Genomic DNA, 21,808 nt, shown 5'->3' with positions numbered 1-21,808 from the left:
GCTGGCTGTGTTTCGATCTATGGGACTTTATGTGAAAAACATTCTGACACGCGGCATGTGGCGTTTGCTGGCGCTGGTATTGCTGCTGGGGGCAGTGAGCTGCGAAAACTTACAGCAGGATATCGATGTGGTTATCCCCACGGCCCCGGCCCAGCTGGTGGTCGAGTGCTATCTGGAGCCCAACCAGCGCGCCCAGCTCACGGTGAGCGAAACGGCACCCTACCTGTCGTCGCCTATTCCCGTGGTGCCATCCGACGTGACGGTGGTCATATCGGGGCCTAACCGGCAGCGCGAAACCTTACTCTATAATCCTGGCTTCAACTTTATCACCGGCAAAGTGTACACGCACAGCAGCCGGAGCCGCCTTCTGATTCGCCCCGGCGATGTGTTCACCCTAGAGGCAAAAGACACCAAGGGCCGCATCGTTACGGGCACCGCTAAGATGCCCGCCACCGTACCGCTCGATACGGTCGAGTTCAACTTCAACGACCGGCCAGTCCAGCAGCGCGAGGCCATCGTTCTGGGTCGTTTCCGCGACCCACTGGCAACGCTCGACTTCTACCGCTTCCAGATTCACCGCGACAGTATTTCCCAAAACCCGGAGGTGGACTACAGCATCGAGGATCGCCTCAACGAGGGCAAGGAAATCACGCTCGGCACCAGTTACGAGTTTATCTCCGGCGACTTGCTCATCGTCACGCTCTTCCACCTCGACCAGCCTTATTACCGCTTTCTGCAATCGACCCAGAACGCGCGCAATGCCAACGGCAACCCCTTCGCGCAGCCCGCAGCCATTCAATCTACGGTGCAGGGCGGCATCGGCGTCTTTACCATTCTGAGCTACCAGCGCCGGTCCCTGGTTATTCGCTGAGGCCGGCGGCTACTGCCGCGCCAGCACGGTCCGCAGCAGGGCCGTCAGGCGGGGCTCGGCGGCGGCGGCGGCGGCCAGGATGTCGGCAATATGCACCTTGCGCAGCTTGCCGGGCGAGCACAGGTCGGTGATGACCGAAATGGCCAGCACGGGCAGCTCCATCTGGCGGGCGGCAATGACCTCGGGCACCGTGCTCATGCCCACCGCATCGGCCCCAATGAGGCGCAGGTAGCGGTATTCGGCGGGCGTTTCGAGCATGGGGCCGGGCAGGCTGGCATACACGCCGCGGCGCACGTAGTTGGTGAGGCCCAGGTCGTGGGCGGCGCGCTGGGCCTGGGCCAGCAGCGCGTGGTCGTAGGGCTCTAGCATATCGGGGAAGCGCGGCCCCAACTCATCCAGGTTGGGGCCGATGAGCGGATTGGTGGGCTGCAAATTCAGGTGGTCTTCAATGAGCATCAAATCACTCATCGCGAAGTCCGGGTTCAGCCCCCCGGCTGCGTTGCTCACGAAGAGCTTCTGAATGCCGAGCAGCTTCATCACGCGTACCGGAAATACCACCTGCTGCATGGTGTAGCCCTCGTAGTAGTGAAAGCGCCCCTGCATCACCAGCACCCGCCGGTCGGCCAAAATGCCCCCCAGCAGCTTCCCTGAGTGGCTTTCCACCGTCGAAACCGGGAAGTGGGGCAAGTCGCTGTAAGAGAATTCATGCTGAATTTCCAACTCCTTTACCAATGCGCCCAGGCCGGTGCCGAGGATGATTCCGAATTCGGGCTGGAAGTCGCCGAGCTGGCGGCGGATGTGGTCAGCGGCTTCGCGCAAGTGCTGCATGGGGGTTTTTTTGGGAATGTTAGCTAAACAGAAGTTAGTTCTCTCCGTTCAGAATTAGTCAGAACGTCATGCAGAGCGAAGCGAAGCCTCTCGCGTGCTGATGTCAGGGTAGTAACTTAACTAAACACGCGAGATACTTCGCTCTGCTCTGCATGACGTTCTTGTTTTATACTTACTCAATCCGCATCTCATACGGCAAGCGGGCCTGTACGCCTTGCAGCTTCAGCAGCTTCTGATACTGCTCGTACATGGGATAAAGCGGGCCCAGCTCCTGCTTCACCAGCTGCTGCCGCGCCTCCATCCCGAAGCTATCGAAGATATTTTCCACGAAGGTTTTCTGACGGGGCAGGCGTTGCAGGCGGTAGTCGTCGTCCTTCAGTTTGGCGCGGCGGGCGGCAATGCGCAGGGCATCCTCGAAGGAGCCGAGCACATCCACTAGGCCGCGCTGTTTGGCTTCCGAGCCCGACCATACCCGGCCCGAAGCATAGCCCCGCAGCTTTTCTACGGGCATATGGCGGCCCTTCGCGGCTTTGGTCGTGAAGTCGGCGTAGATGCGGTTCACTTCCGCTTGCAGCTGCTGCTGCTCGTAGGCCGTAAGCGGGCGCGTGATGGTGGGCAGATCCGAAAATTTACCGGTCGTCACGCGGTCGGTGGTGATGCCGAGCTTGTCGCGGAGCAAAGGCTGAATATTGGGCAGCACCCCAAACACGCCGATACTGCCCGTAATGGTGTTCGGATGCGCCACGATAGTATCGCAGGCCATGGCAATAAAATAGCCCCCCGAGGCCGCCACGTCCGACATGGAGCACACGATGGGCTTCACTTTTTTGGTGAGCACCACTTCGCGGTAAATAATATCGGAGGCCAGCGACGAACCGCCGGGCGAGTTGACGCGCAGCACCACGGCTTTCACTTTATCGTCGAGGCGGGCCTGACGGATGGCCTCGGCGAAGCGGGTGCTGCCCACATCGTTGTTGTCGCCCTTGCCGGTCACGATGTCGCCATCGGCGTAGATGACGGCAATGCGGTTAGAGCCGCTGCCCTTGTCGTCGCTCTGGCCGCGCTGGTAGGTGCTCAGACTGACTAGGCCCAGCTTTTTGTCTGCCTCCACCCCGGCCTTCTTCTTCATCAAGCTCAGCGCCTGATCGTAGTAGCCCAGGTCCGTGACCAGGCCCAGGCGCTTGGCGTCGTCGGCGTTGTGCACCAGCATTGAATCAGAAATCACGCGCAGGCGGGCGGGCGCGATGCGGCGGGCGGCGGCTACGTGGCCGAGCATGAAATCGTTCATCGAGTTGAGAAACGACGAGGTTTGCAGCCGCGCCGAATCCGACATATTCTCCCGGAAAAAGGGCTCCACGGCGCTCTTAAACGAGCCCACGCGGAAGATATACGGCTCGATTCCGGCCTTCTCGAAGAGGTTTTTGTAATAATAGGTCTCCGAGCTGAGGCCATTAAACTCCAGCGTCCCCTGCGGATTCAGGTAAATCTTGTCGGCTACGGAAGCCAGGTAGTAGCTTTTCTCCGACGATAGGTCGTTGTAAGCCACCAGGAACTTGCCCGACTTTTTGAAGTCCAGCAGCTCATTGCGAATTTCCTCCAGCGTAGCCATGCCAGCCTGCACCAGCTCCACGTTCAGGAAAATACCCTTGATGTTGTCGTCGGTTTTGGCCCGCCGAATGGCTTCTTTTATCTGGTCCAGGCCACTGCTGGCGCTGCTGCCGCCCCCAAGCAGGCTGCCCAGCGACTCCGGGCTCTCCCGCTCCGAAATAGGCTGATCGAGCTTGAGCTCCAGCACCGAGTTCTTGGCTACTTCCACCTCATCGTCGGAGCTGGCCGCCGACACGATGACGCCCACCAGCAGCAAGAAGCCGATGAAGGCAAAGGCGGTAAGGCCAACTAGCGTGGCCAGCACGTATTTAAAGAACTGTCTCATGGGAATAGAAGAGTTATAGCTGAGTGCTTAACAAATGTAGAAGGGTTTGGGTGACGAGGGCCTCAATACCCATATTTTGCCCCCCACCACTGCCGTAGCCGCTCGCGCAGCTTCTGCTCGCTGGCGTTGTGGCCGGGCTCGTAGAAGCGGGTGCCGCTGAGGGCCTCGGGTAAAAACTCCTGGGGGGCAAAATTGCCATCGTAGTCGTGCGAGTACTGGTATTGCTGCCCGTAGCCGAGCTGCTTCAGCAGGCGGGTGGGCGCGTTGCGCAGCGGAATGGGCACCGGCTGCACACCCTGCTGGCGCACCAGCGCCCGCGCCTCCCGGATGCCCTTGTAGCTGGCGTTGCTCTTCGCGCTGGTCGCCAAATACACCACGGTTTGCCCCAGAATAATGTCGCTTTCGGGCAGGCCGATAACCGTGACGGCCTGGAAGCAGCTTTGGGCCAGCATCAGGGCGTTGGGGTTGGCGTTGCCGATGTCTTCGGAAGCCAGAATGAGCAGACGGCGGGCAATGAACTTCACGTCTTCGCCGCCTTCCAGCATCACGGCCAGCCAGTACAGGGCCGCGTTGGGGTCGGAGCCGCGGATGCTTTTGATAAAGGCCGAAATGACATCGTAGTGCATTTCGCCGCCTTTGTCGTAGCGGGCCAGGTGCTGCTGGGCCAGCTCCTGCACCAGGGCGTCGGTAATGACGGTTTCGCCCGTTTTGGCATCCGCTGGGCTGGCTTCCACTACTATTTCGAGCAGGTTGAGCAGCTTGCGGGCGTCGCCGCCGGAGATAGTGAGCAGGGCGCTGTACTCGGCCACGCGCACGTTTTTGCGCCGCAGGGTTTCGTCTTCGGCTAAGGCTTTATCAACCAACCCCGTCAGCACTTCCTTGCTCAGCGGCTCCAGCACGTACACCTGCGCCCGGCTCAGCAAGGCCGGAATCACCTCAAACGACGGATTCTCGGTAGTAGCCCCAATCAGCGTGACCGTGCCGCGCTCCACCGCCCCAAGCAACGCGTCCTGCTGCGACTTGCTGAAGCGGTGAATTTCATCAATAAAGAGCACCGTGCCCGGCCGCGCCTTGGCTTTCTCAATTACCTCGCGCACATCTTTCACGCCCGCGTTGATGGCGCTCAGGGCCACAAAGGGCTGTTTCAGCTCCTCGGCCAGCAGGTGGGCCAGGGTGGTTTTGCCCACGCCCGGCGGCCCCCACAATATCAGGGACGGCAGGCGCCCTCCGGCCAGGTAGCGCCGCAGCACGCCGGCCGGGCCTACCAGGTGCTGCTGCCCGGCGTACTCGCCAAGCGTACGCGGACGCCGGCGCTCCGCCAGGGGGGCATTTTGGGCAGGATTGGCGGGTTGGGCCGGAGTAGGTTCGGGGTCGAAGAGGGAGCCGGTCGTCATAAGTGCGAGGAAAACTCAAAGATAGATGTAGCGTGAAGCTTGCGGGTGGTACTACGACGGAAAAAGTAGTAGTACCACTATCGTTGAACGACTCGCCTAACGGCCTTCAACGATAATGGACCGACGAAGCCCTTTGGGCGATTCGTCGGTCCACCGGCTACTCTTACCTTTGCGCCCGATGAAAAATTCTCTGCGCGTACACGCGGCCTTGTCTCTGGTGGCCCTTATTTACGCCGCCAACTACAGTCTTTCCAAGGATGTCATGCCCCACTATATGGGTCCTTTCGGCATCGTGACGCTGCGCATCGTGGGGGCCGCCCTGTTCTTCACCGTGCTCAGCCGCCTCGTTGCCCCCCAGGACCGCATTCAGGGCCGCGCCGATACGGGGCGCTCTATCATCTGCGGGGTCACGGGCATTGGGGTCAATCAGCTGCTGTTTTTCTCGGGCCTTAATTACACTTCGCCCATCAACGCATCCCTGCTTCAGACCATCGCGCCCATCGTAGTGGTCCTGGCTTCGGCGGTCTTATTGCGCGAAAAAATCACGGGAGCCCGCGTGGGGGGCATTTTGCTGGGTGCCATCGGGGCCGCTACGCTCATCCTGAGCCGCAACCCCACCGACGCTATTTATCCTAATGCCACCCTGGGCAACATTCTTATTCTGCTCAACGCCACGGCTTTTGGGGTGTACCTGGTGCTGGTGACGCCGCTCATGCGCAAGTACAATGCTTTCACCGTGCTGGCCCGCATTTTTCAGGTGGGGGCGTTGGTGGCGGTGCCCTTTGGCTGGCGCAACGTCCTGGAAACCAACTACGCCGCCTTTCCGCTCTACATTTGGTCCGAGGTGATTTACATGGTCCTCTTCCTGACCATTATCGCGTATCTGCTCAACAACTGGGCGCTTAAATACGCCTCCCCGGCCCTGCTGGGCGTGTATATCTACTTGCAGCCGGTGCTGGCCGTGCTCATTGCCGTGAGCCTAGGCAAAGACCATTTCACCTGGGGCCGTGCCCTTCAAGCGGCCCTGATTTTTGGCGGCGTCTTTCTAGTGAGTCGTAAGCCAAGGCCCCAGGTGCCGCTGGAACCCGTGCTGGATTAGGCTCGCAGAAATGCATTTATAGTCCGCGTAATAATTCACTTGTCAAGGAATTCTTGACAAGTGAAGCTACGGATACAGTTGTCCGGTAATTCCGGACAACTAACTGCCTTCTGAAAAAATAATTTAATAGTTCTGCTTGCCATCCGCGGCAGTTAGTAAGGATTCCTTACCAACTGCGTTTTCCTCCAATTCGCCTTCCTTAAACACGTTGCGAATGTGCATAGTCACATTGGGATGCGACGCATCGAACAGTTCTGCCATCTGCACCTGCGTCAGCCACACTGATTCATTTTGCAGGTGCACTTCCAATTGCGTTTGCCCGTCGGGCAATTGGTAAAGAAGAATATTGTTGGTAACTGACATAAGCTGAAGGGGGAAATCACAAACAGGCAGCAAACCTGCCGAGGTTACAATAAAGGCAAAAAAAGCCCCCCAGCTATACACTGGGGGGCTTTTTAATTATGAAAGCTCAATCTTGTTGCTTACAAGTGAATCACCTCGCCGTAAGCCGCGGCGGCGGCTTCCATCACGGCTTCCGACATGGTCGGGTGCGGGTGCACGGACTTGATGATTTCGTGGCCGGTGGTTTCGAGCTTGCGGGCTACTACTACCTCAGCAATCATTTCGGTCACGTTCGAGCCGATCATGTGGGCACCGAGCCACTCGCCGTACTTGGCGTCGAAAATGACTTTCACGAAGCCGTCTTTCACGCCGCCGGCGCTGGCTTTGCCCGAAGCCGAGAAGGGGAATTTGCCCACCAGAATGTCCAGGCCCTTGTCGCGGGCTTCTTTTTCGGTCATGCCGACGCTGGCGATTTCGGGCTGAGCGTAGGTGCAGCCGGGAATATTCTGGTAGTTGAGCGGCTCGGGGTGGTGGCCAGTGATTTTCTCTACGCAGATAATGCCCTCAGCCGACGCTACGTGCGCCAGCGCCGGGCCGGGCACGATGTCGCCGATGGCGTAGATGCCGTCCACGTTGGTTTTGTAAAACTCATCCACGATGATGCGGCCCTTCTCTACTTTAATGCCCAGCTCTTCGAGGCCCAGATTTTCGAGGTTGGTTTGCACGCCCACGGCGGAGAGCACCACGTCGCACTCAATCTGCTGATCGCCCTTGGCGGTTTTCACCGTCACCTTGCAGCCGGTGCCACTGGTATCCACCTTGGTTACTTCGGCGCTGGTCAGGATGGTCATTCCCATCTTCTTGAAGGACTTCTCCATCTGCCGCGAAATTTCTTCGTCCTCCACAGGCACAATGCGGGGCATGAACTCCACGATGGTCACCTCCGAGCCCATAGCCCGGTAGAAGTACGCAAACTCAACGCCGATAGCGCCCGAGCCCACCACCACGAGGCGCTTGGGCATTTGCTCCAGAGTCATGGCCTTGCGGTAGCCGATGATTTTCTTGTCGTCGATGGGCAGGTTGGGCAGCTCGCGCGAGCGGGCGCCAGTGGCCAGAATGATATGCTTAGCCTCTACTGTTTCCTTCGAGCCGTCGGCTTTGGTCACCTCCACTTTGCCGGGAGCCAGCAGTTTGCCCGTGCCCGATACCGTTTCAATTTTATTCTTTTTGAACAGGAAGTTGATGCCCTTGCTCATGCCATCGGCCACGCCGCGGCTGCGCTGCACCACGGCCCCGAAGTCGTAGCTGGGGTTTTCCACCTTCAGGCCATAGTCTTCGGCGTGTTTGAAATACTCGAATACCTGGGCGCTTTTGAGCAGCGCTTTGGTTGGGATGCAGCCCCAGTTGAGACAAATGCCCCCCAGCGATTCGCGCTCTATCACGCTTACTTTCAGCCCCAGTTGGGAAGCCCGAATAGCGGCCACGTAGCCACCCGGCCCGCTGCCAACCACGACCAGATCATATTGCAATGCCATGTTCTTGTGCTTGAGAAGAGAAAGAAAATTTTCGCATGGGCAGGCCAGCCGCCCGAGCCGGGCAAAGATAACCAGCGTTTGTTACTCCCAACAATAAGGTTTTGTAGAGTTGCTCTTGGTAAAAAGCGCGTGAATTTGCCCCCAGCGGTGGCCTCGCCGTACACTACACAACCGCGTGATAACTGGTCCGGTTTGGGCTTTATCCTTACTTTCTATTGTTATGAAAACAACCCTACTCTCCTTATTTGGAGCCAGCTTACTGCTGCTCACTACGCAGTGTGCCTCTACTCCCGAACAGGAAGCGCCCACCAAGTATAAGTCAACGCCATCGGCCCGCCGAGCCGTAGAGCGTGAGCCCGCCGCCCCGCGCAACACTGATCCTAATAGCGCCACCGCACCTGATTCAACAATCTAAAATGGATTATATAGCTATCGAAACTAGGCGGTCATGCCTAATCTGACGTCCGCTTGCGGAAGCATCTCTACCGCTTCGTTGTGGAGGATTACTTGCGTTTCTGCCCGTAGGACATGACACCAATCTTACTAAACTGCATAGCCTTTGTAAATGACGTATCGCACAGTAGAACGTTAGTTATTTTCAAAAATACGCTCACGTTTTTTAGTGCCTCGTCCAATGTTGACAAATAGGAATCATGCCGATCAATAACCACATATACTTCCTGTTCGTCAAATAAACCATGAGCATATGCTGCCACTTTATCGGCTTTATATTCATTAGCCTGTTCGTGGTATAAGCCAACATAAATTAAATCCGACCAATCAATATCCTTTAGCCGGTGCTGACTTGAAATGAATATATTTTTCGCGTCCATAGGCTCGTCCAAGTTTACTTCCTCAAGTGCCTCATCTGGGGTTGGAGTAGTTGGCGTCAAACTCTTTACAACTACTTTTTCGGTAACTATAGCAAATTCTTCTGCTGAGGAAGACATTGAGCATTTTATAGAGCTATCACGCTCTTCAAAGGATAAGTTGAAGATGATGGGTTGATGATCTAAGCCGAAAACCATTTCCTGAATGCCTAGAAACTGAAGCTCTATATCACAATGCTTTGTCTGCTTGTAATATCCTTGTTCTTCGACCTCATCCGTCGTCTCACAGGTTGCAATTAGAAACGCGACTGAAGCCAAAAATGGAGAGTGAACTTCAAAAGTCACTTTAGAAATGACAGCGTCATGAAAACTTGGCCAGTAGCCAAAATGCTGAAGAACAATTTCAGAGTTGACTATCCGGCTAATTGCGGGGTTTTCAGTTTCTGCCATGGATAGATTCATTTAACAGATGCAGGCGGAGTGGAAGAGATCTTTCGACAAGCGGACGCCACATAGAGCATGACCACCTGATTAGAGCAGGAATCTACTTGCCCCCCAGCAACAGCTTCACATAGAAACTCGGCTGCCGCAGCCGCTCGCGCAGGTTCAGATCCAGGAACATATTGCTGATGGTTTCGGCCAGCGTGGGGTTATTGGCGGCGCGGTTGGCTACCACGTTGAACAGCCACGGAAACGCCAGCAGCCGCTGCATGGCCCGACTCAGGCGCAGCTCCTGCCACAGCCGATTATATACGGCCGCGTCGTAGCCTCTGAGGAAACTGGCCGAGAAATCATGAGCGGCCAAGGCTCGGGCGGTCCAGTCGGCGGCGTGGCGGCCACTGACCATGGCGTGACTAATGCCTTCGCCGGAGAAGGGGTCGATGAGGGAGCCCGCGTCGCCGAGCAGCATGTAGGCGTCGCCGGAGAGGGAGCGGCGCTTGGAGCCCAGCGGCAGACCGAAGCCACGCACCGGCCCCAGGCGCTCGGCGTCTTTAAACCTTTCCCGCAGGGCGGGGTGGGTTTCCAGGATTTCTGTGAGGCGCTGGCGCAGATTTATCTTCTTCTGCGACACCGTTTTGCTTAGCATCCCCACGCCCACGTTGGCCTGACCATTGGGCAAAGGAAAAACCCACAAGTAGCCGGGCAAAAACTCTTTGATAAAGTGCAGCTCGATAAAATTGTCTTGGCTGAGGCCCGTTACGCCCTGATAATACGCCCGTAAACCGGCGCAGTGATGGTCAGGCTCCAGTTGATGGCCGCCAATCTGGCGCGCAAACGCCGACTGCGCCCCGTTGGCTACGAGCAAAATTCTGGCGGTGATTTCCACGGCGCCATCGGCGGAGCGCAGGTGCCAGCGGCCGTCGGCGGTGCGCTCGTGGTGGGCGATGTCTACGCCTTCCAGCAGCTCGATTTCGGGCCGCTGGCGAACTTCTTCTACCAGAAAATTATCAAAGTCGATGCGCTTGGCAATGTGGCCTGCGGCGGGGTCGGTGGCTTTGTTGAAATTAGGCCGAAACGGAATACCGAGGCGGCGGCCGTTGGGCGCAAAGAAATCGATACCCCAGGCGGGCAGCTGGGTGGCGTCGGCGGCAAGTCTGGGGGGCAAATTTTCGTCGATGCGGCGCAGCTCGCTTACCACTTTGCCGCTGAGCGCGTCGCCGCAGATTTTGTCGCGGGGGAAGGTGGCGCGATCGAGCAGCAGGCAGCGCTGACCTGCGTTGGCTAGGTGCAGGGCAGCCGTGGCCCCGCCGGGGCCGGCCCCGAGAATGCAGATGTCGGTTTCGCGCATAAGTCAGGGGCGAAGGTACGATGCCTGACCTCATCCCCTAACCCCTTCTCCTAGGGGAGAAGGGGAACTAGCTCTAGGTTCTGGTTTTCTAGAAAAGCTAAAACTAGTCCCCCCTCTCCCGGAGGAGAGGGGGCTAGGGGGTGAGGTTAATCGTTGCTACCTTCGCCCGCATGACAAAACTGCTCGACGGAAAAACTGCCCTCATCACCGGCGCCTCCAAAGGAATCGGCCGCGCTATTGCTACCCATTTCGCCCAGCTTGGCGCCAACATCGCTTTCACCTACCTCTCCAGCGTGGAGAAAGGCCAGCAGCTCGAACTAGAACTAGCCGCCCACGGCACTAAAATCAAAGGCTTCCGCTCCGACGCCTCCGTGTATGCTGATGCTGAGAAGCTGGTTGAGGATGTGATGACTGAATTTGGCCGCCTGGATATTCTGGTCAATAATGCCGGCATCACCCAGGATGGTCTGCTCATGCGCATGAGCGAGCAGAACTGGGACCAAGTGCTAGCCGTGAATCTCAAGTCGGTGTTTAACCTGACCAAAGCCGCCATCAAGCCCATGATGCGCGCCAAAGCCGGCAGCATCGTGAACATGACCTCCGTAGTTGGCATCAAAGGCAACGCTGGCCAGGCCAATTACGCAGCTTCCAAATCAGGCATTATCGGCTTCACTAAGTCGGTGGCGCTGGAGCTGGGCTCGCGCAATATTCGCTGCAACGCCATTGCCCCCGGCTTCATCGAAACCGAAATGACCGACGCTCTCGACCCCAAACAGGTCGACGAGTGGCGCAAAGCCATACCGCTCAAGCGCGGCGGCACCCCCGAAGATGTAGCCAAAGCTACCGCCTTCCTGGCCTCCGATGACAGCAGCTACATTACCGGCCAGGTATTGCAGGTAGACGGCGGCATGCTGACATAGACTGTATCGCCAAGCTAAAGCTTGGTGTGGCATGTAACGCCCGTGGCGCGCCCTGGGCAGTTGCGTATCGTTGAAACAGTCGGTTGGGGGGCATTTCCAACAACGACAGCGACGATACATGCCTGCCCAAGGCGCGCCACGGGCTTTTTCCAAGCCGCATGCAGCCAGGATTGGAGCTACTCGATTCGCAGGCTGTACACTACGAAATGCGGGATGCGGAACCGCTTGTACCACTCTCCCACCGGCACCTGGCTCTGCGCTACGGTACACCACTGCAGGTAGTCGCCACCGTCGTAGGGCAGCGTGTACACAAGCAGAGGCACTTTTACACCTAGCGGCAAACGAGCTTCCGTAATGGGGTTGTCGGCGGGGCCACCGGCCGCGCCGCGCACTTGCCGAAACGGACGAATATCGGCTCGCAGGCTGTATAAATCACCTTTTTGCGGGACAACGTCGAAGGCTTTTACGGTCATGCCGGCGGCAAATAAAAATCGGTTCTCCACCTTCGCTTCGCTCACTTGCCGGCTGAAAACTTCCAGCGAGAAGTGGCCCGTGGAGTCGAAGCGCGTGAGCCGAGAGCCATTGGCTACCAGCTCCTTTTCCGGGCTGGGCACCCCATTGCGATACTCCTGAAACGTGAGATGAAACTGCTTGCCCGCCAGCCGCGAATCGTGAATACTCAGGCGCTGCTGCTCGATTTGCAGCACCCGCGACATGAGTTTCCGCAGCTCCGGGTTATCGGCCCCGTAGGTCAGGCGGAGCGTGGTGCTGTCGGGTGCCATGGCTAACGAAGGCGCGGTAAGCGGCACAGGCGTTGATAACCGAGGTAGTGGGGGGCAAATTGCCAGGCTTAATACGACAGGCAGAAGCAGGTTTTTCATGGTGGGGGGCTTTTTTTGACAAAGCACGCCCGCCACAACACGCGCCAGTGTTAAGCCTCGTTAAGGAGTGTTAAATAGTGTTAAAACTTCCGTGAGCCAACGTCCGGCCGCCTATCTTTAGCCGGATGAAGCGCAGCATTCACCTGGTTTTGAGCTTAATGACGATCTGCACGGCGGGCCTGCTGGGCTTTCAGCTGTACTGGAATTACCAGGCCTACCAGAGCGCCACCCGCGGCTTCCGCCAAGATACCAGCGCCGCCCTGGAAACGGCCGTGCGGCAGGAGCAGGCTCAGCGCCGGCAAGGCTTAGTACGGCAGTATCAAACGTGGCTCGCCGACACCAGCCAGGTTGTTATCGGCTGTCATGTGCATCCGCTCTATCAGACCACGGTCTTCACGCTGGCCGACAAGTACCCATCTGCCATCGAAGAAAGTCAGCCGTTCGACGTCAGCTTCGATGATTTCCCGCAAAAGCTGCCTTCCATTACGCCCCAGGCCAGGAAGTTTTTCATTCGTCGTTTCGCCACCGGTACCATCGCCCGACAGCTGCGCGAAGGCTTTGTTATATACCATACCCAGCGCCTGGGCGACCGGCTGAGTAAGGCCAGTAAGCAAAGTCGGACCAACCAGAAGCAGCTGCGGATTTTGTACGCTGCCGCCTTAAAAGAGCGCGACATCGCGGCTAATTTCCGGCTCACCGTCGGCAAAAAGCCCCCCAAAGCGTTGTCGGCTGCTGGCTACGGCACCCGCGCATTTAAGACGGGCATCATGGGCCAGCCGGAGCTGGTAAAGGCCTGGTTTCCAGATCCTAATCTGGTGTTTCTGGACCGCATGAAATGGGTACTGGGCAGCTCTTTGCTGCTGATGCTCGTCGTGCTGGGCTGCTTTGGCTTCACGGTGCGGACACTGCTACGCCAGCGCAAACTGGCCGAGCTGAAAGACGACTTCGTGAACAACATGACCCACGAGCTGAAAACGCCCGTGGCAACCATCCGCCTGGCCGCCGACGCCCTGCAAACCTTCGCCCTCAGCCCCGCCGCTACCGCCGACTACCTCACCATCGTCCGCCAGCAGGCCGGCCGCCTCACCGGCCTGATCGACCAGATTTTGCGCAGCGTGGTGCTGGAGCAGGCCCCGGCCGCTCTGGCCCGGCAGCCCGTTGAGGTAAGCCGGCTTATCGGGCAGGTGTTGCGGCAAAATGCCCCCCAGCTCGCTCAGGCCCGACTTAGTTACCATCCACCCGCCGCGCCTGTCTACGTTCTCGGCGACGAAACCCACCTGGCAAACGTGCTGGCGACGCTACTGGATAACGCGCTCAAATACAGCCTCAATGAGCCCCGCATCACCATCCGCTATTTCGCCCAGGAGGGCACGGCCAGCCTGGAAGTTTCGGACAACGGCCCCGGCATTCCGGCCGCCTACCAGGCCCGCGTATTCGACCGGTTTTTCCGGGTGCCTACCGGCAACCTCCACGCCGTGAAGGGCTACGGCCTGGGCTTGAGCTACACCAAAACCATCGTGGAGGGGCTTGGGGGGCGAATTTCGCTGCGCAGCGCCGCCGGGCGCGGCACCACGTTTACCATCACTTTGCCACTCGCCCAGCATGAGCCTGCCCCACCTACTCCTGCTTGAAGACGAGCTGCCCCTGGCCCGCCTCCTGCGTGAGAGCCTGAGCCGCAGCGGCTACCAGGTCACCCACGTCACGGACGGACAGCAGGGCCTGGCCGCTTTCCACCAAACCCCGTTCACCCTGTGCATCGTGGATGTGATGCTGCCCGTACTCGACGGCTTTGCCTTCGTGCGCGAGTTGCGCCGCACCGACCCGCTCACGCCCGTCCTGTTCCTGACCGCCAAATCCCTGCCCGCCGACGTGGTGCGCGGCTTCACTGTGGGCGGCAATGACTACCTCAAAAAACCCTTCGGCCTGGACGAATTGCTCCTGCGCATCCGCGAGCTGCTGCGCCGCACTGCCCCGCCTGAGCCTGCCGAAATGCTTCCCAGCGTACCCGTAGGCCGCTACACATTTCTTCCCTTCAAGCAAGAGCTTTGGTTTGCGGGCCAGCTTACGGCTAAGCTATCCCACCGTGAAAGCGAGCTGTTGCGCCTGCTGGTGCAGCATCAGGGCCGCATCCTGGACCGCTCCCGCTGCCTGCACCAGCTCTGGGGCAACGACAACTTTTTCACTGCCCGCTCCATGGACGTGTTCATCTCTAAGCTCCGCAAACACCTGCGCCACGACCCAGCCGTGGAGATTCTGAATATCCGGGGACTGGGTTATAAGTTGATTGTGTAGCACCTCACAGATCAATTGGTCAGTGCATATTGAACGTCATGCAGAGCAGAGCGAAGCATCTTGCTCGTGGTCGTATGAGTAGTAACTCAACCACCTAAACCGTCATGCTCCATCTGGCGTTCGCCTGTCGAAGCATCTCGCCCGCTTCGTTGCACTGGCATTGATTACTAACCAGCAGAGATGCTTCGACAGGCGAACGCCAGATGGAGCATGACCGCCTTTATCATCACAACCTCGCCCGCGAACTACCTCGTTACCGCGCTGCAGGATGACCTTGGGGGCCTTTTTTAAAAGAAAATCTACTGCCCCGATTTCGTGGCTTTTGGCTCGTATGGAAACGGTAGCCGCACCCGAATTTCATGGTCCTGGCCGGCGGAATTGATGTAGCGAGCCGCCCGCATTACCTGTAGCGCTTCCTCGTCGCAGCCGTGGCCCAGGCCTTTGACTATCGCCACGTTCTGCGGCACGCCGGCTTTGTCGATGAGCAGCTGCACGGTTACCTCCCCGCTTACGTTGGCTTGCCGGGCGGCGGCGGGGTAGCGCAGCTTGGCATACAGAGCCTCGTAGCCACCGACTACTTCCACCTCCAACTTTTCTGCTTTCTCAACTTGCCACAGCGCCGCGTAAAATCCGGGCGGATTGGAATTGTACGTAGCCGTGGGAAGCTGATAAATTATTTCATATCGTTTAAGGTATTCCTCCAGCGGCTCCAGCCCGATTTTAGCCCGGCGCGCATTTACGTTCGCTTCGTCCTCAATGGGGAGAAGCTTCCACTTATTATCATCATTGGAGAGTTGCGTACCATACACCTGCATCTTGCCACTGGCCATGCGTAAGCGGTCAATAAGCAGCGCCAGCGACGCCCAGGACAGTTCACTTTTATCGGCGGCGGCGGTGAGCAGCGGCAGATACTTTTCGTCGGGATTATGCTGAATAACCAGAAACGCCTTCGATTTCAAATACTCCCCCACCAATGATTTGCCGGGGTAGCCATGCCGGGCAATCAGGCTGTCCACCTGCCGCATGAGTTGCAAATCAATCACGCCTTGCTGCTGCATGGCAGTTGACGCCTGCGGCGAATTCCACCCATACTTTTTATCTGCCTCTGCGGCTACCAGCCGGTACTGCTGATCCCGAAAGCCAATCCTTCTGACCAACGCCACTAACTTCTGGTCGAAGCGCGCCTCGTGTCGGCGCCGCTTTTCGCGGGCTTGAGTTAGCACGCGTTGCCAAGCTACCTGCGTGGTCAACGCAGCAAAATCAATTTCGGCACGCAGGTATTCCTCGGGATAGTAGCCTTTTTTAGTAGCTTCGTCTAACTGCTTGAAAGCAACTTTCGGCTCGTTATTTCGGGCGGCGGCGCGGGCAGCCTGGTAATAGTCGCGGGCAGTGCCTTCTATTTGCTTAAACGCCTGCTGGTAGGCGACGCTGGCGGCCGTGTATTCCTGCCGAGACAGGTATTGCCGGGCCGCAGTCAGCCTGTCTGCTGATGCTGCCGCAGGTTGCGCAAGGACCTGACTTGGACTCAAAAAGCTGACCCAAACGCCCAAAGTCAGGAGCGTAGCCAAGATGTGGTGTCGAATTTTACTCATGGGGATAAATAGTCAGGTGATAATACCATTAGGGTAGCTAATCTATTGCTTCTCGCCTTCTTCTCCCTCGTAACTTCCTACCTTCGCCCCCCTATCAATGCCGCCGCGCAACCAACTAAGCCGCGCCGGGGTTCTACCCGCTCATTTGTCTATCGTCGTCTTTGATTTCCGTCGCTGCTTCTCCCTGGTTAATTTTATTGTGCCTGGCCGTGGGCGCGGGCTACGCGGCCCTGCTCTACTCGGCCAAAGCGCCCTGGAGCCGGCCGCTGAACTACGCGCTGGCCGCGCTGCGCTTCGTAGTGGTGAGCTTTCTGTGCTTTCTGCTGCTTTCGCCCTTCGTTAAAACGACAACGACCACCACCGAAGCTCCCACAATTGTGTTGGCCGTGGACAACTCTCAGTCGGTGGGCTTGTTTACGCCGCCGGCCGTGCTGCGCCAGGCCACGGAGGGTTTGCAGCAGCTGGCTACCGCGCTGCGCGGGCAGGGTTTTCGGGTTGAGACCCAGGTTTTGCCCCCCAGCCCGGCCCGCGACGTCCGGCCTGACTCGGTGCGGTTTCAGGCCCCGGCTACCGACCTGGATGGGCTCCTGACCAACGTGCGCGAAGGCTACGACGGGCGCAATCTGGCCGGCGTGGTGCTCGTCTCGGATGGGCTGGTGAACCAGGGCCGCTCGCCGGTGTACTCCGAGTTCAACTTCCCCATTTACAGCGTAGCCGTGGGCGACACCGTGCCCAAGCGCGACCTGAGCGTGCCTACCCTGAACTACAACCGCGTAGCCTTCAGCGGCAACCGCTTCCCTATTGAGGCCGAAATCGGCTACGAAGGCTTCGGGGGTGGCACGGCTACGGTACAACTGCGCGAAAACGGCCGGGCGCTGCAAACTAAGCAAGTGAATTTACCCCCTAATCAGCGTCGGCAGAAAACCACCTTTCTACTGACAGCTCCCGCCCCTGGAAAGCGGCGCTACGAAGTAGCCGTGCAGCCCCAAACCGGCGAGTTTACTACCCTCAACAACACCCGCAATGCCTACGTGGAGGTAGTAAAAGGCAAGCTGAAAGTGCTGCTAGCCGGCGCCGCCCCCCACCCCGACATCAAGGCCTTGCGGGGGGCAATTTTGCAGAACGACAACTTCGACCTGACCGTGTACCTGCCCGGCATCGCGCCCCTCAAGGCCCAAGACTACGACGTGGCCATCTTGCACCAGCTCCCGACCCGCACGGGCGAGGGCGCCGACGTGCTGGCTCAGGTGCGTAGCCGCCGCATCCCAACCTTGTTTATCGTCGGGGCGCAGTCAGATCTAAACGCCTATAACAACCTGGGCACGGGCCTCACCATCGCGCCTCGCGGCCAGCAGACGGACGAGGTAACGCCCGTGCTGAACGCGGCCTTCGCGCGGTTTTCCTTCGAGGAAGACGCTTTGCGACGCTTCGCGGCATATCCGCCCGCGCCGGTGCCGTTTGGAGAGTATCGTTTGGGCGGCGGGGCCGAAGTGGCGCTGTATCAGCAGGTGGGCCGGTTAAAAACGCAGAAACCGTTGCTGGTTTTTGGTGGCACGCCCGAGCAGCGTCGCGCTACCCTGCTCACCGATGGCGGCTGGCAGTGGCGCCTGCAGGAAGCCGCCGACCACGCCGACCGCCCCGAGGCCTACGACCGCCTCATCACCCGCACCCTTCAGCTGCTAACCGCCAATGCCAATAAGAAGCGCCTCGATGTGTATCCCACCCAGGACGCCTTCACCACCGCCGACGAAATCACCTTCGGCGCGGAAACTTACAACGCCATTTTCGAGCGCATTTATGGTCAGAAAATCGAGTTAACGCTGACCGACGAGCAGCAGCGCACCCGCAATTATTCCTTCACGAATAGCGAAGACAGCGCCCCGCTGCGGCTGGGCACGTTGCCCGGCGGCGTGTACCGCTACGTGGCCCGCGCCACGCTTGGGGGGCAAAATCAGCAGGATCGGGGCGAGCTGCTGGTGCAGGAGCAACAGCTTGAGTCCCTCACCGCCCGCGCCGACCACAACCTACTCTACCAGCTCGCCCGCCGCAGCGGCTCGCGGCTGTATTATCCCCAGCAGTTCGCCCAGCTTACTCAGGACATTCAGAAGGCGAATTACAAGCCCGTGATTTACAGCCAGGAGAGTATCAAGGATTTGATAAATCTGAAGTGGCTGTTTTTCCTGCTGCTGGCGCTGGTAACGGCGGAGTGGGCTGCGCGCAAGTACTCGGGGAGCATTTAGGGAAGGCAGCGTATTGCTTTCTGCTAGTTGCGAGTTACATGCGGGCTATTTTTGGATGCAGAGAGTTTCACTATATTCTTTACATAAGGTCCTATAACGCAGTCCTTATCGAACCGGCACATATCCTACCCTATTGAGATGAGAGCAGTCCTCTTTGAGGCCAGTTTGCCTCTAGTCCTCACTATAGAGAGTGTCTATCTGGGCCGGTGTCCAACTGGTTCCTTTTTTTAGTGCATAGCCCGTTAGCTTCATCCAGCCGTCAGTTCCTCGCAGGTCGACCCGATATGCCAACGTATCTTTAATCAAGTCCTTTTCATTGTATTCGTATGAATAGCCCTGATAGGGGCCTATCTTTTCGGTCACGACTGAGCTTTTTTTCGCGGCCTCTACTATTTCGCCGTGAAAGACGGGCACATCTTTTAGGATAAAATAATAGCCAAGTTCGGACAAGCCGTACACACCGAGCCAAGCCAAGCTCACCAGCCCAAGGAACTGCATTAATGATTTGAGCGTCATGGTTTAAACAAAAAGTCGATCTATTATAAGTCACCTACCTTAAGTTAGTTAAGTTCCAGATCCAGGCTAAAGCGTTGATAGCTTAAAACTACTACTTTTCCGAGGTGGCAGGTATAATTTGTCTTGTGTGAATATATTATTTTGCGATAGTAGACTGCTCTAAATAAAGTAAGAATTCTATATTTTATCTAGCTCGTACTCCTTCTAGAAAAGCAGCATGTAAGGTGGTTCTGCACACTGAAGAGTATAGCGACCAATCAGCTGATACCCAATAAAAGCCTTACTTCGCCTAATTGACGTCAGGCAGGATAACTGTAGAATACTATAGCCCAGCCTCACACCTCCCATTTGCATAATGAAATCTGCCATTTTCTACGCCGCTGCACTAGCCGCATTACTTGCCAGCTGCGAGCAAGCCCCCGCCGAGCACGCCCAGGCCGCCGTATCGGAATATGTGCAGCATGGCATGAGCAAAACGGGCAATTACCGCGCTGAGGCATTTTATATACAGCCGTATACACGCCAGGACTCGATTGCCTACGTGGTAAAAATGAATCAGCGTAACGAAGCCACCGCAGTTGTTACGCCGGTGGCTGATACCCCTCAGGCTCCGACGGCTGACTTCACCCGCCGGGCTCAGGAGCACCAGCAGTTGCTGGCCCGAAAGGCTGACACCACACGCATAGGCCTTTTCGTGCGCCATGTGTACCGCAATGAAGACCGCGATGGCACCACTAATCGCGACAGCGTAGACGCCGTGGTGTATCCACCGCGCGAGGTAGTCGTGCTGTTCACTGGTCAGGTGGCGCTGCAGCCTGGCAGCCGCGTAAAGGCCAAATAAAAGCCCCCCAGTCGTCAACTTTCTCTTGCTAAGCCGGGCTCTGGCGCTAAAGCGGCTGGTTCTGCCGACCTTTGCTTTTTCGCTGCCTTTTGCGAATCTTCATGGAGGGCAGGGAAATCAACTCTGCTTTCACCCTTCCGCCTCATGCGCTACGTCCTGCTTAACAAACCCTTCGAAGTTCTCACCCAATTCACTGACGAAAACGGCCGCGCCACGCTCAAGGACTTCGTACCCATCCCCAAGATTTACCCCGTCGGCCGCCTGGATTTCGACAGCGAAGGCCTCGTGCTGCTCACCGACGATAAGCCCCTGCAGCATCGTCTGTCGGAGCCGCGCTTCAAGGTGCCCAAAACGTATTGGGTGCAGGTAGAAGGCGTACCAACGGAAGAGGCAATAGCTACTTTGCGGCGCGGCGTTGATATTAAAACCAGCTTCACGGCGCCGGCCGAAGTGGAGCTGCTGCCCGAGTCACCGGCTATTTGGGAACGGCCCAAGCCTATCCGCTTTCGGGCAAATATTCCCACTTCCTGGCTAGAAATCACGATTTCACAAGGTATTAATCGGCAGGTGCGCAAGATGACGGCCGCCGTAGGCTTCCCTACCCTGCGCCTCGTTCGGGTGAAAATCGCTCATCTGGAAGTAGAGAATTTGGCCCCCGGCCAATGGCGTGAGCTAACCGCCCCGGAAGCAGCCAAACTGAAAGCCGCTTTCTCGGCTACCAAAATGCCCGCCGAGCGTCAGGTATTATCGAAAGAGGCGAAGACCAAAACAGCTTCTGGCCCCGCTGCGCCCGGTGCTGGTGCGCCTGCCCGCAAAACCTTCAAGCCGGCTCCCTCCAACTTTAAGCGCCCGGCTGGCTCAGACCAAAGCCCTAAAGGCTCAAGCGACCGACCCAAGCGCGGCCCCAAAACCTCCCGTCCCCGATGAAACGGCGCTGGCTGACCGCTGGTGCGTTGGCCTTCGTACTGGTCAACGCGGTAGCCTTCTTTCACGCCTGGCGCTTCACCCATTTCTCCGACGAAGCCGGCGCGAAGCAGGCTAGTCCTGAGCAGCTTTCCGCCCTGCAAAAGGCGACGCTGCTGCTTACGGGTGTCCAGAATCCGAAGCCGGTTAATCAGGCCACGCCGGCATTTCTCTACCAAACAGTTTTGCTGGATAGCCCCAATGGGCGACTGGAAGCCTGGTTTAGCCCCGTGCCCAACGCGCTGGGGCAGGTAGCCCTATTTCACGGCTATACCGGCGACAAGTCGAAGCTGCTGACGGAAGCGGAATTTTTTCGGAGTCAGGGTTTTTCGGTTCTGCTGCTCGACTTTGCCGGCAATGGCGGCTCCGAAGGCGTGCAGACCACCGTGGGCTACCGCGAAGCCGACGACGTTGCCGCTGCTTTTGCGTTTCTGAAAGAGCAGTTGCCGTCGACGCCCCTGTTTCTGTATGGGGTTTCGATGGGCGCGGTAGCAATTCTGCGGGCCGAGAGCGAGCTGGGCGTGCGGCCGACGGCGGCTATCCTGGAGTGCCCCTACGGCAGCATGCTCCAGACCGCCAAAAACCGCTTTCATGCCCTGCAGGTGCCCGCTTTTCCGCTTGCTAACCTGCTGGTATTCTGGGGCGGCGTGCAAAACGGCTTCTGGGCTTTCGACCTGGATGCCCGCGCCTACGCCAGCCGTATCCAAACGCCCACTCTCCTACTCTACGGCCTCACCGACCCACGCGTAACCCGCCAGGAAACAGACGCCATCTACGCCGCTCTCAGTGGCCCGAAGCAGCGCCGCTACTTCGCCGGCGTGGGCCACGAGCCCTATCATAGCAAACACCAGGTAGCCTGGCGCAGCACTATCCAGCGGTTTTTGCAGCGAAACATGCTATAAAAAAGCCCCCCAAAATAATTCTGGGGGCTTTTTATGGGCA

Annotated in this window: 20 protein-coding genes; 10 read left to right on the top strand and 10 right to left on the bottom strand. The window is 58.0% G+C overall.

The window, feature by feature from the left end:
- The first annotated feature begins 31 nt into the window (after window positions 1-31).
- Entirely contained in the window at window positions 32-871 is an 840-nt protein-coding gene (locus B9A24_RS07650) for a DUF4249 domain-containing protein (protein ID WP_159451980.1), read from the top strand.
- Between the two features lie 9 nt (window positions 872-880).
- Here the strand turns inward: B9A24_RS07650 and B9A24_RS07645 are convergent, their stop codons facing one another.
- From B9A24_RS07645 to B9A24_RS07635, 3 genes are all read right to left on the bottom strand, one after another.
- Window positions 881-1,699, bottom strand: coding sequence for a purine-nucleoside phosphorylase (locus tag B9A24_RS07645; RefSeq protein ID WP_084444586.1), 819 nt, complete (start codon window positions 1,697-1,699; stop codon window positions 881-883).
- 172 nt (window positions 1,700-1,871) lie between these two features.
- Window positions 1,872-3,632: a signal peptide peptidase SppA gene (sppA, locus tag B9A24_RS07640; protein ID WP_084444585.1), complete on the bottom strand. Its 1,761-nt coding sequence runs from the start codon at window positions 3,630-3,632 to the stop codon at window positions 1,872-1,874.
- Window positions 3,633-3,694: 62 nt separating this feature from the next.
- Entirely contained in the window at window positions 3,695-5,026 is a 1,332-nt protein-coding gene (locus B9A24_RS07635) for a replication-associated recombination protein A (protein ID WP_084444584.1), read from the bottom strand.
- A 178-nt stretch (window positions 5,027-5,204) separates the two neighbouring features.
- On the opposite strand from B9A24_RS07635, the gene B9A24_RS07630 reads away from it, so the two are divergent.
- Entirely contained in the window at window positions 5,205-6,125 is a 921-nt protein-coding gene (locus B9A24_RS07630; RefSeq protein WP_084444583.1) for a DMT family transporter, read from the top strand.
- Between the two features lie 123 nt (window positions 6,126-6,248).
- Here B9A24_RS07630 and B9A24_RS07625 read toward each other — a convergent pair whose 3' ends face one another.
- Complete coding sequence (locus tag B9A24_RS07625) at window positions 6,249-6,488, bottom strand: virulence RhuM family protein (RefSeq protein WP_084444582.1); 240 nt, start codon at window positions 6,486-6,488, stop codon at window positions 6,249-6,251.
- A 119-nt stretch (window positions 6,489-6,607) separates the two neighbouring features.
- Window positions 6,608-8,002, bottom strand: a complete 1,395-nt coding sequence (lpdA, locus tag B9A24_RS07620; RefSeq protein WP_084444581.1) for a dihydrolipoyl dehydrogenase — start codon at window positions 8,000-8,002, stop codon at window positions 6,608-6,610.
- Between the two features lie 220 nt (window positions 8,003-8,222).
- Between lpdA and B9A24_RS21570 the strand changes: the two genes are divergently transcribed.
- Window positions 8,223-8,417, top strand: a complete 195-nt coding sequence (locus B9A24_RS21570) for a hypothetical protein (protein WP_143434819.1) — start codon at window positions 8,223-8,225, stop codon at window positions 8,415-8,417.
- A gap of 88 nt (window positions 8,418-8,505) precedes the next feature.
- On the opposite strand, the gene B9A24_RS07615 is transcribed toward B9A24_RS21570, so the two are convergent.
- Together B9A24_RS07615 and B9A24_RS07610 are read right to left on the bottom strand one after the other, a co-directional pair.
- Window positions 8,506-9,282 carry an Imm50 family immunity protein gene (locus B9A24_RS07615; RefSeq protein WP_159451979.1) on the bottom strand — a complete coding sequence of 259 codons (777 nt, stop codon included), beginning with the start codon at window positions 9,280-9,282 and terminating at the stop codon, window positions 8,506-8,508.
- A 94-nt stretch (window positions 9,283-9,376) separates the two neighbouring features.
- Window positions 9,377-10,621 (bottom strand): NAD(P)/FAD-dependent oxidoreductase, encoded by a 1,245-nt coding sequence (locus B9A24_RS07610; protein ID WP_084444579.1) that lies wholly within the window; start codon window positions 10,619-10,621, stop codon window positions 9,377-9,379.
- Window positions 10,622-10,791: 170 nt separating this feature from the next.
- On the opposite strand from B9A24_RS07610, the gene fabG reads away from it, so the two are divergent.
- Entirely contained in the window at window positions 10,792-11,541 is a 750-nt protein-coding gene (fabG, locus tag B9A24_RS07605; protein ID WP_084444578.1) for a 3-oxoacyl-[acyl-carrier-protein] reductase, read from the top strand.
- A gap of 176 nt (window positions 11,542-11,717) precedes the next feature.
- Here fabG and B9A24_RS07600 read toward each other — a convergent pair whose 3' ends face one another.
- A complete protein-coding gene (locus B9A24_RS07600; protein WP_084444577.1) occupies window positions 11,718-12,323 on the bottom strand; it encodes a hypothetical protein in 606 nt (201 codons plus the stop codon).
- Between the two features lie 224 nt (window positions 12,324-12,547).
- Here B9A24_RS07600 and B9A24_RS07595 point away from each other — a divergent pair, with 224 nt between their 5' ends.
- Both B9A24_RS07595 and B9A24_RS07590 read left to right on the top strand, forming a co-directional pair.
- Window positions 12,548-14,053, top strand: coding sequence for a sensor histidine kinase (locus B9A24_RS07595; protein ID WP_084444576.1), 1,506 nt, complete (start codon window positions 12,548-12,550; stop codon window positions 14,051-14,053).
- Window positions 14,025-14,714, top strand: a complete 690-nt coding sequence (locus B9A24_RS07590) for a response regulator transcription factor (RefSeq protein WP_084444575.1) — start codon at window positions 14,025-14,027, stop codon at window positions 14,712-14,714. Before B9A24_RS07595 ends, B9A24_RS07590 begins: the two co-directional genes overlap by 29 nt.
- A gap of 299 nt (window positions 14,715-15,013) precedes the next feature.
- Here the strand turns inward: B9A24_RS07590 and B9A24_RS07585 are convergent, their stop codons facing one another.
- Entirely contained in the window at window positions 15,014-16,306 is a 1,293-nt protein-coding gene (locus B9A24_RS07585; RefSeq protein ID WP_084444574.1) for an energy transducer TonB, read from the bottom strand.
- A gap of 161 nt (window positions 16,307-16,467) precedes the next feature.
- Here B9A24_RS07585 and B9A24_RS07580 point away from each other — a divergent pair, with 161 nt between their 5' ends.
- Complete coding sequence (locus tag B9A24_RS07580; protein WP_234997074.1) at window positions 16,468-18,546, top strand: vWA domain-containing protein; 2,079 nt, start codon at window positions 16,468-16,470, stop codon at window positions 18,544-18,546.
- A 171-nt stretch (window positions 18,547-18,717) separates the two neighbouring features.
- On the opposite strand, the gene B9A24_RS07575 is transcribed toward B9A24_RS07580, so the two are convergent.
- Entirely contained in the window at window positions 18,718-19,062 is a 345-nt protein-coding gene (locus B9A24_RS07575) for a hypothetical protein (protein WP_084444572.1), read from the bottom strand.
- Between the two features lie 355 nt (window positions 19,063-19,417).
- On the opposite strand from B9A24_RS07575, the gene B9A24_RS07570 reads away from it, so the two are divergent.
- From B9A24_RS07570 to B9A24_RS07560, 3 genes are all read left to right on the top strand, one after another.
- Window positions 19,418-19,903, top strand: coding sequence for a hypothetical protein (locus tag B9A24_RS07570; RefSeq protein WP_084444571.1), 486 nt, complete (start codon window positions 19,418-19,420; stop codon window positions 19,901-19,903).
- 144 nt (window positions 19,904-20,047) lie between these two features.
- The gene (locus B9A24_RS07565) at window positions 20,048-20,830 is read left to right on the top strand and encodes a pseudouridine synthase (protein ID WP_084444570.1); all 783 of its coding nucleotides are present in this window, start codon (window positions 20,048-20,050) and stop codon (window positions 20,828-20,830) included.
- Window positions 20,827-21,768 carry an alpha/beta hydrolase gene (locus B9A24_RS07560; protein ID WP_084444569.1) on the top strand — a complete coding sequence of 314 codons (942 nt, stop codon included), beginning with the start codon at window positions 20,827-20,829 and terminating at the stop codon, window positions 21,766-21,768. Before B9A24_RS07565 ends, B9A24_RS07560 begins: the two co-directional genes overlap by 4 nt.
- Window positions 21,769-21,808: the final 40 nt, after the last annotated feature.

This window comes from Hymenobacter roseosalivarius DSM 11622, from assembly GCF_900176135.1.
Taxonomy (GTDB): Bacteria; Bacteroidota; Bacteroidia; order Cytophagales; family Hymenobacteraceae; genus Hymenobacter; species Hymenobacter roseosalivarius.
This window is presented reverse-complemented; position numbering and strand designations above follow the sequence as displayed.

Coding starts and splice junctions, on each gene's coding strand:
- B9A24_RS07585 (WP_084444574.1), bottom strand. CDS start 16,306: ATGAGTAAAATTCGACACCACATCTTGGCTACGCTCCTGACTTTGGGC.
- lpdA (WP_084444581.1), bottom strand. CDS start 8,002: ATGGCATTGCAATATGATCTGGTCGTGGTTGGCAGCGGGCCGGGTGGC.
- B9A24_RS07625 (WP_084444582.1), bottom strand. CDS start 6,488: ATGTCAGTTACCAACAATATTCTTCTTTACCAATTGCCCGACGGGCAA.
- B9A24_RS07645 (WP_084444586.1), bottom strand. CDS start 1,699: ATGCAGCACTTGCGCGAAGCCGCTGACCACATCCGCCGCCAGCTCGGC.
- fabG (WP_084444578.1), top strand. CDS start 10,792: ATGACAAAACTGCTCGACGGAAAAACTGCCCTCATCACCGGCGCCTCC.
- B9A24_RS07615 (WP_159451979.1), bottom strand. CDS start 9,282: ATGGCAGAAACTGAAAACCCCGCAATTAGCCGGATAGTCAACTCTGAA.
- B9A24_RS07600 (WP_084444577.1), bottom strand. CDS start 12,323: ATGGCACCCGACAGCACCACGCTCCGCCTGACCTACGGGGCCGATAAC.
- B9A24_RS07635 (WP_084444584.1), bottom strand. CDS start 5,026: ATGACGACCGGCTCCCTCTTCGACCCCGAACCTACTCCGGCCCAACCC.
- B9A24_RS07590 (WP_084444575.1), top strand. CDS start 14,025: ATGAGCCTGCCCCACCTACTCCTGCTTGAAGACGAGCTGCCCCTGGCC.
- sppA (WP_084444585.1), bottom strand. CDS start 3,632: ATGAGACAGTTCTTTAAATACGTGCTGGCCACGCTAGTTGGCCTTACC.
- B9A24_RS07565 (WP_084444570.1), top strand. CDS start 20,048: ATGCGCTACGTCCTGCTTAACAAACCCTTCGAAGTTCTCACCCAATTC.
- B9A24_RS07595 (WP_084444576.1), top strand. CDS start 12,548: ATGAAGCGCAGCATTCACCTGGTTTTGAGCTTAATGACGATCTGCACG.
- B9A24_RS21570 (WP_143434819.1), top strand. CDS start 8,223: ATGAAAACAACCCTACTCTCCTTATTTGGAGCCAGCTTACTGCTGCTC.
- B9A24_RS07630 (WP_084444583.1), top strand. CDS start 5,205: ATGAAAAATTCTCTGCGCGTACACGCGGCCTTGTCTCTGGTGGCCCTT.
- B9A24_RS07610 (WP_084444579.1), bottom strand. CDS start 10,621: ATGCGCGAAACCGACATCTGCATTCTCGGGGCCGGCCCCGGCGGGGCC.
- B9A24_RS07575 (WP_084444572.1), bottom strand. CDS start 19,062: ATGACGCTCAAATCATTAATGCAGTTCCTTGGGCTGGTGAGCTTGGCT.
- B9A24_RS07570 (WP_084444571.1), top strand. CDS start 19,418: ATGAAATCTGCCATTTTCTACGCCGCTGCACTAGCCGCATTACTTGCC.
- B9A24_RS07560 (WP_084444569.1), top strand. CDS start 20,827: ATGAAACGGCGCTGGCTGACCGCTGGTGCGTTGGCCTTCGTACTGGTC.